This window comes from Butyrivibrio sp. WCD2001 (assembly GCF_000424485.1).
Classification (GTDB): Bacteria; Bacillota; Clostridia; order Lachnospirales; family Lachnospiraceae; genus Butyrivibrio.
Map to the genome: position 1 here is coordinate 1 of NZ_AUJZ01000060.1, position 1046 is coordinate 1046.

Annotated in this window: 1 protein-coding gene; it reads left to right on the forward strand. The window is 33.6% G+C overall.

Annotation, left to right across the window (positions count from 1 at the left end; all coding sequences use genetic code 11):
* Nucleotides 1-128: 128 nt before the first annotated feature.
* Nucleotides 129-1019 (forward strand): hypothetical protein, encoded by an 891-nt coding sequence (locus tag G630_RS0117825; protein ID WP_155832028.1) that lies wholly within the window; start codon nt 129-131, stop codon nt 1017-1019.
* Nucleotides 1020-1046: the final 27 nt, after the last annotated feature.

Genomic DNA, 1046 nt, shown 5'->3' on the forward strand with positions numbered 1-1046 from the left:
GCGTATTATGCACCAGAATAAATAAGTCCACACCTTTAAATAAAGTGATTCAAAAACAGAATTTAGAATGCAGGTAAAGTAACAAACAACAAATAAGATCGGCATTTGTTCTTAACACTTGGTGTTATATGGTATTCAATTTGATACCAAAGATTAATTCTGACGGAACATTTGCATTTCCTGGATTTCAGGCAATTGAGTATCAAAATGGGGCGTTAATGTCGGTAAATCCTCCTTATGCATTGAGGGAAGATTATAAAAAAGAAGAAGAATTGAATCAAGTCCTAAAATATAATGCAGAAAATGGAGATAATAACACAGATCAGAAAATAAATGAAGAGGTTGAGGATACAAGATTTAACTATAGAGTTCACAAAGAATATTATAATTCAAAGAAGTTTAATGTGACTATTGACAATCAGAGAAGTACATGGTGTTTTGGGTCTGTTATCAGCAGTAGAACTGATGTGGATAAGGGATCAAGTCTCGAAAACAAAATATCTGTTCTGAATATTGAATTTGAGTCTGCACAACCATTAAAAAGCTTTAGCGAATATTATGGATATTTAAGTACGTTACTGTCGTTCATGACCTTTAGAAAATTCAGAGGATTTGAAAGCATAAAGCTTATGTATTTGGATGATAAGATAGGATACATACCTTTTGCAGATTGCTATGTAAGAACCAGTGAAGGGTCAAGAGTGGAGGAGAATGGAAGTGTTTCAAGTGATTTTGATAATGCAAAAATAAAAGGCTATGAATCACCAAGAAGTTCCATGAACTCTCTTTCTGTACACTTGCTAACAAATGATGTGTTTCAGAATATGCTTAATGGTGTAGTAAGTAAAGATAAGAAAAAAACAAAACTTCCTATATCATTTATACCGACAAATTCAAGAGATGCTGGATATATAACTTATGATAAGATAAGGAACGTATGTACGGATTTAGACCTAAAGTCCCGTCATTTTATACCAAGGTTTGATCATGTCGGGGCATCGACTCCAATGAGCTTATAGAGCTCACGCTGTTTTGCAGTTACCTCA

Coding starts and splice junctions, on each gene's coding strand:
- G630_RS0117825 (WP_155832028.1), top strand. CDS start 129: ATGGTATTCAATTTGATACCAAAGATTAATTCTGACGGAACATTTGCA.